The following is a 6,913-nucleotide window of genomic DNA, read 5'->3' as shown; positions in this document are numbered from 1 at the left end:
GTAGACTCATAAACACGGAGCCACAGCGGCATCGAGGCGATTTGGACCATGGCGAGGAAGTTTTCGGCCAGTTTGTCGTAGCGGGTGGCAACCCGGCGGAAGTGCTTCAGCTTGGAGAAGAAGCGCTCGATCAAGTTCCGCTCGCGGTAGAGCCAAGTGCTAAAGTACGGTTTTGTTCGGCGGTTGGACTTTGGCGGGATGTTGGCGAACGCCCCTTTCTCGCGGAGAGAGGCCCGGATGCGATTCGTGTCGTAGGCCTTGTCCGCCAGCACGATTGTCCCAGCGCCAACATGATCGAGCAGACCGTCTGCAGCTTGGCCATCATGGCTTTGCCCGGCGCTCAGGCTTAGCCGGATCGGGCGGCCTTGCCCGTCGACGACCGCGTGGATTTTGGTCGTGAGGCCACCTCGGGAACGACCGAGACAATGATCTCGATCCCCCTTTTTGCCGTCGCGGCCTGTTGATGAGCGCGGACGGAAGTGCTGTCGATCATCTGGATGTCGCCATCGTGCGCCGTGGTAATGGCGTCCATCATCCGATCCCAGACACCCGCCTTTCGCCAGCGCACGAAGCGGTTGTAGCAGGTAGTGCGCGGGCCATAGCGCTCCGGCAAGTCGCGCCAAGGCGCACCAGAACGCAAAACCCAGAAGATACCGTTCAGCACTCGCCGATCATCGACGCGCGGGACGCCTCTCGGTTTGTTGGGCAGCAACGGCTCGATCACGTGCCATTCAAAGTCGGTCAGGTCATATCTGCTCATGTGGAGCCTGAATCAGAATTCTTTGCCAGATGGAAGGCCTAGCTATTGCGACAGTTGGTGGGACATGAAAAAGCAAACGCCATGTTTGGCTTTCGTGACTACGTAATCAACCCGCGCAGCGGCCGTCCCGAGCCACATGTCTCTTGGCAAGCGGAGCGCGTTATCACTTGGACAGGGTGGGTAATCGCATTCGCCTTCACCGCCGGAGCGGCGTACAACTACAAGAAATGGGGTGATCTCGAGGGCGCAGCGACGATGCTCGGCGGGGCGGTCTTGGTCTCTACCATTTCCTTCGCTCGTCGGAGCATGCTTCAGCGGAAGCAGCAGCAGTACCGCGAGGCAGTGGATGCCTACGAAGCAGCGCTCTCTAAGGCTGCTCACGGTCGCCATTAATGAGTTTACGACCTAGTTGACGATGGTCTCGAGGCGGTAGCTGGCCGTTTCCTCGCGCCGGGCGGCGCTACGCATCATGAAGACCCGGATGCGGTAGTCGCCCGATTTCTGCGCGACGCCCTCGAACTGGTCCCCGGCCGAGGCGCCCGCGAAGATCGCAACAACGCTCTCGCCTGGTTCGAGCAGGTTGAAGTAGGTCGCGGTGTGCTTCGTGGCGAGCGAGATATTGAGGCTTTGCCCGGCCTTGACGCCAAGGAGGTAGTCGACGCTGTCGTAGCCGGTGATCGATCCTTCCTCGATGGCGCTGGAGGTGCCCGGCGCAAAGCGGATGCGCTTGGTCGTCATGCCCTCCTCGCGCGCGGAGGTGCCACTTGGCGGCGAGGCGGCGGGAGGCGGTGTGGGCGGGGCGCTGGCTGGCGTCGCGTTGAGCGGGGGCGGCGTCGCGATCCCGGCGGCTGTGCCGTCCGCGCTCGAGGCGGGGGAGGGGGCCGGGGATCGGGTCGAGCGCGCTGTCGGTGGCCGTGGCCTCTTCCGGCGCCTCGCCCGAGGGGGAGCACGCGGCAAGGCTGGTCGCGGCAAGGGCGGTCAGTGTGACCAGCGTGGATAGGCTTCGAAATGGCATCGGGGTTCCTCTCCTTTGCACCTTGGGGGCGGCAGGCCCTGGGCGCTTCCCTTTGTCCAGACTTCGCGCATAGGGCCCCCGATGCAATCGGCAAAACCCGCCAGATCTGGCAGGATTTGTCCGTGGCAGGACAGGGGTGGGCGGGACGGGGGCTCAGCTGGCGATGGCGTGCAGCGGGAGCATGGCCGCGCCCAGCGTGACGGGCGAGCCCTCGAGACGCGAAACCTCCAGCGGCGGGCGGCGCGCGTCGATCATGGTGGCAAGCTGGGTATTGCAGAGGCGCGCGTGGAGCCCTTCGAGCAGCGCGCGCGGCAAGGTTCCGGCTAGCACGATGGCCCCCGGATCGAACCAGGCAAAGGCGGTGCTGACGAGGATTTCGAGCTGGGCAGCCGCGCGGTCCATCCAGCGCGCAATGACCGGCGCCTGACGGGACGAGGCGGGGTCGATATCGTCCAGAGAGGCCAGCGCGAGGCCCTCGGCGCGCAGGAGACCCAGGAGGTCGAGCGGGCTCGGGCGCGGCGCGTCGAGCGGATAGAGGCAGCCGATCTCGCCCGCCGCGCCGTGCTGGCCGCGCAAGGGGACGCCGTCCACGATCAGCCCCGCGCCGATGCCGAAGCCCAGGAGCAGTACGGCCAGATGCGACATGTCGCGCACGCGCCCCGCCGCGTAGAACTCGGCAAGCGCGGCGCAGTTGGCGTCGTTCTCCAGCCAGATCGGCCAGTTGAACTCGGCCGCCAGCAGGTCCCTGAGCGGCACGTCGCGCCAGCCCGGCAGCGCATCGACCGCGTGCCAGTGCGTCCCCTCGCGCGTCATCGGCGGCCCGGGAACGGCCACGCCAATGCCCAGCATGCGCCGCCCCAGGAGGCCATGCTCCTCGACCAGTTCGTGCACCAGCTTGCGCACCCTCTGGGCAAAGTCGCGGGGCGTCATCGGCGCGACCGTCTCGTGGTGGCGGGCGATGGGGGTTCCGGCAAAGTCGACCAGCGCCAGGTCGAGAATGCCCTTGTGCGCGCTTGCCCCCACCGCGAAGCCGCCCTCGGCCGCGATGGCGAGCGGGACGGCCGGACGGCCGCGTCCCGCCGCGGTGCCTTCGGGGCGTTCGTGGAGCAGGCCGAGGGCGAGGAGCTCACGCGAGAGCTTGGTGAGGTAGGCCGCGCTGAAGTCGAGCGCCTGCGCCAGCTGGGTGCGCGAGGCGGGCCCGGTACGGCGCAGCTGGTCGATCAGCCGGCGTTGATCCTTGTCGAGGCCATGTCCGTTCATCGCCGTGTCTCCCTGCCATTGCGCGCGTGGAGAGTCGCGGAATAGTCATATCTTTTTATTTTTCAAAAAATATTTAAATGGGTCACAAAGCGCCGTCACAGGGCCCCTCGTCACCGCGCGCCACCTGCGCTGCGGACTGTCGAAACGTGAGGGGTATATGCTGAAAACCGATCTCGTGCGCTCCAGCGCGCTTGCTGCCTTGAGTGTGGGCCTGATGGCCGGAATGTGCGCGCCTGCGCTGGCCCAGACCGCGCCTGTCGCCACGGCCGATGCGGCGGCCACCGGCGCTGTACAGAGCGGCTCGGACACGATCATCGTCACCGGTTCGACGCGCGCGGAACGCCGCTTCGATGTGTCCTACGCGGTTAACACGCTGGACGATGAGGAAATCGCCAAGATCGCGCCGGTCAACCTCGCCGATCTGGTCGGCCAGGTTCCCGGCTTCCAGACCGAGATTACCGGTGGTGAGGTCCAGAACATCTACCGCGTGCGCGGTCTGCCCAGCGACGGTGTCACCAGCTTCCAGCAGGACGGCCTGACCGTCTTTCACGAAAACGACGGCTACTTCTGGCGCGGCGATGCGGCGATCAAGTACGACCTGATGACCGAGCGCGTCGAAGTCGTGCGTGGCGGTCCGGCGCCGATCTACGCAAGCCGTTCGGGGGCCATCGTCAACCAGATCACGGTGACGGGCAGCGACGTCTCGCGCGGCAAGGCGCAGGTGACACTGGGCGACACCGGTCTCTACCGGCTTGACGCCATGCAGTCGGGGCCCCTGGGCGAAGACACCTACTACGCCATCGGCGGCTTCCTGCGCCATCATGACGGCTACCGCGACAACGGCTTCCCCAACGACCGGGGCGGTCAGGTGCGCGCCAACATCAAGCACGATTTCGACAACGGTTCGGTCAAGGTCACGGCGAACTACGTCAACGATCACAATGTCTTCTACCTGCCGATCCCGATCTCGGACCCGCGCGATCCCTCGGTCTCGCTCGATCCCTATATCGACTACTTCAAGGGCACGATGAACTCGCCCGCGTTCCGCAACGTGAACCTGCGCTACCAGGACGGGAACGGGAACCTCCAGAGCCGCACCGGCGACCTTGCCGATGGCCGTCACATGCGCCTGTTCAACTTCGGGGTGCAGTACGAAGGCGACTTCGATGGCTGGCTCGTCTCGGCCAAGGCCGGGTACACGCAGGGCAAGCTCGACTTCGACGCGTTCTATTCGACCACCAACCCGGCCGATGCGGACGAATTTGCGGCCGGTTACGTGGACCGCGCGAGCGCGGCCTGGGGCGCTCCGGCCTCGCTCGGCTATGTGCTGGCGGGTACGAACACGGCCTATGACCCTTACGACGACTCCGGCCTTGTCATGCAGGGCCAGTACCGCAACGTCGCGTCCAAGTTCTACTCCGCGCAGGGTGACCTCTCGGTCGCCAAGCGTTTCGACACCGGCATCGGCAGCCACGACCTGAAAGTGGGCGTCTACGCCAGCGCCTATGGCGAGGACAAGTTCCAGCTCTACCAGAACTACCTGATCCAGGTGGCCGGCCAGCCCGCGACGCTCGACCTTGTGGCCTATGATGCGCAAGGCGGCGTGATGGGCCGGGTGACCGACAACGGCGCGCTCAACGTGGCGGCCACGCTCAACGCAGGCGACAGCGATGGCACCGTCATCGCCTTCTACGCCAACGACACCTGGGAACTGGCACCGGGCCTCAGCATCGATGCGGGCATCCGCCACGAGCGCTACAGCTTCGATGGCTGGGCCGCGAACACCGTCCAGGTCAACCTTGGCGACGATACGACGCTGGCCGACGACATGACCCGCGCCTTCGACGGCACCATCGTCAATGGCGGTCTTTCGCCCAACGCGACCAACTGGACGGTGGGCGCGAACTACGATTTCTCCTCACAGGTGGGCGTCTACGGGCGCGCCTCGCACATGGAGACGCCCAACAACGTGCAGGTGGCGATGTCGATCAACCCGACCATCGCGACCACCAAGATTGACCAGTTCGAGGCCGGGCTCAAGCTCGCCTTCGGGCAGTCCTATCTCTACGTCACGGGCTTCTACACCAATTACGACCCCTACAACGCCTCGTTCCTCGCCTTCGACCCGACCACGGGCCGCAACGACGTGAACGTGCCCTTCGTGGGCGAGGCGCAGGTCAAGGGCATCGAGTTCGACGGCGCCTTCAAGCCCGTCCCCTGGTTCACGCTCAACGCCGCGCTGACCGTCAGTGACCCGCAGTACAAGAACTTCCAGAACACCAACGGCGCCGATCCCGAACTGGCCGAAGGCAAGCAGATCACCCGCCAGCCCAAGGTCTACGGCAACATCCGCCCGAGCTTCGATTTGCTGGCGGGCGAGACCGAGATCTCGGTCTATGGGCGCTATACCTACCAGTCCAAGCGCTACGTCGACATCTACAACAACACCGCGCTGCCGGCCTTCGGCACCGTGGGGGCGGGTGTGACGGTGCGCCACGGGCGCTGGTCGGCGCAGGTCGTGGGCGACAACCTGTTCAACGAGAAGGGCCTGACCGAGGGCAACACCCGTACCGACTCGATCAGCGGGCAGGGTAGCTCCGAGGCCATCTACGGCCGCCCGATCTTCGGGCGCAACGTGCGCCTCGTTGTCGGCGTGAAGTGGTAAGGGTGCCCCGGACGGCCGCTCTGGCCCTGGCGCTGGCGGGCGTTGCGGCCCTTGCCGGAGCTCTCCCGTTCGCAACCGTCCCGGCACATGCCGGGGCGGTTCGCACCGGCGTGGTGCGTGACCGTGTGAGCGAGCGGCTTTCGCAGCGCCTCTTCCCGCTGTTGGGACATCCCGCCAACGTGCGGTCGGCGCAGGCCGAGCCCGCGCTGGCGCAGATCCTGGCAGCCCGCGCCGCGCGCCGGAACGAGTGCGCGCGCGATCTTGTCTGCCTCGCCTATTCGCAGATATGGAGCGAGGCGGAGATCGCGACGAGCGCGCAGGCTCTTGCCGCAAGGCTCGACGCAAAAGCTCCCGGCGTCTTCGATGACGGCGTGGCCGCGCAGGTGCGCCGCGAACTGGCCGGCGTGAACACGATCATCCGCACCTATGCCCTGGGCGTGCGTCCGGCCTACACCGAGATCGACGGCGCGGGGGCCATCGACGCGCGCGAACGCGAGGCCCGCCTGCAAGGGGCTTCAGGCCTGTCGCGCGTGGTGCGTGAGGGCTCGGTGCAGGACTTCGACCCGAGCCTGGAATTTGCCATCGCGCTCCTGGACACCAGCGATCGCACCGATGCCATCGGCTACGAGCCCATCGAGGAAGGGCTCAACGCCCCGGCCATGGCGCGGGCGAAGGGTTTCGACTGGTCGGCAACTACGTATCCGGCGATGATCCTGACTGGCATCGGCCCCGAAGTGGAAGGCCAGTCCCTCAGTCCGCTTGGTAAGTACCACCTGCGCGTTGCGGCGACCCGTTTCGCGCACGGCGACATCGGCTTCATCGTCCTATCCGGCGGCCGCGCGCACCCGCGCGAGACCCGCTTTGCCGAGGCCGAGGAAATGCGCCGCGCGCTCATCGAACGCTACGCCATCGCGCCCGAGGCCATCGTGATCGAGCCTTATGCGCGCCACACGACGACGAACCTGCGCAATGCGGCGCGTCGTCTGGCGATGCTGGGCGCCCCGCTTGATCGGCCCATGTTGATCGTCAGCAACGAGGGCCAGAGCGCCTACATCGAAAGCGCCGCGTTCACGCAGCGCAACACCGACGAGCTTGGCTACCAGCCCGGTACGGTGGGTCAGCGCCTCTCGCCCACCGCGCTCGAATTCACGCCCTCGCGCCGGTCGCTGCGGGTCGACCCGCGCGACCCGCTCGACCCTTGAGGAGACTTTCC

6 protein-coding genes are annotated in these 6,913 nt (G+C 66.2%); 3 read left to right on the top strand and 3 right to left on the bottom strand.

Annotation, left to right across the window (positions count from 1 at the left end; translation table 11 throughout):
* Positions 1-760 (bottom strand): IS5 family transposase gene (locus MBENS4_RS25110; RefSeq protein WP_144401080.1). Its coding sequence is split into 2 segments (ribosomal slippage), with 761 coding nucleotides annotated over them: positions 1-448 and positions 448-760; the frame shifts between segments, so codons are not numbered across the junction. This gene is flagged as partial in the annotation.
* A 405-nt stretch (positions 761-1,165) separates the two neighbouring features.
* On the bottom strand, positions 1,166-1,498 hold the full coding sequence (locus MBENS4_RS22940; protein ID WP_052322729.1) for a hypothetical protein: 333 nt from the start codon (positions 1,496-1,498) through the stop codon (positions 1,166-1,168).
* On the opposite strand from MBENS4_RS22940, the gene MBENS4_RS22935 reads away from it, so the two are divergent.
* Positions 1,488-1,760 (top strand): hypothetical protein, encoded by a 273-nt coding sequence (locus tag MBENS4_RS22935; protein WP_159108124.1) that lies wholly within the window; start codon positions 1,488-1,490, stop codon positions 1,758-1,760. The two genes, MBENS4_RS22940 and MBENS4_RS22935, sit on opposite strands and share 11 nt — an antisense overlap.
* 168 nt (positions 1,761-1,928) lie before the next feature.
* Here the strand turns inward: MBENS4_RS22935 and MBENS4_RS22930 are convergent, their stop codons facing one another.
* Positions 1,929-3,035, bottom strand: coding sequence for an ROK family transcriptional regulator (locus MBENS4_RS22930; RefSeq protein WP_039396346.1), 1,107 nt, complete (start codon positions 3,033-3,035; stop codon positions 1,929-1,931).
* 157 nt (positions 3,036-3,192) lie between these two features.
* Between MBENS4_RS22930 and MBENS4_RS22925 the strand changes: the two genes are divergently transcribed.
* The gene (locus MBENS4_RS22925) at positions 3,193-5,700 is read left to right on the top strand and encodes a TonB-dependent receptor (protein WP_039396343.1); all 2,508 of its coding nucleotides are present in this window, start codon (positions 3,193-3,195) and stop codon (positions 5,698-5,700) included.
* A 2-nt stretch (positions 5,701-5,702) separates the two neighbouring features.
* On the top strand, positions 5,703-6,902 hold the full coding sequence (locus MBENS4_RS22920; protein WP_242405097.1) for an ElyC/SanA/YdcF family protein: 1,200 nt from the start codon (positions 5,703-5,705) through the stop codon (positions 6,900-6,902).
* Positions 6,903-6,913 lie beyond the last annotated feature (11 nt).

It is taken from the genome of Novosphingobium sp. MBES04, assembly GCF_000813185.1.
In the GTDB taxonomy this organism is placed as follows: domain Bacteria; phylum Pseudomonadota; class Alphaproteobacteria; order Sphingomonadales; family Sphingomonadaceae; genus Novosphingobium; species Novosphingobium decolorationis.
The sequence above is the reverse complement of the archived record's forward strand: the minus strand, read 5'-3'. Positions and strand labels throughout refer to the sequence as shown.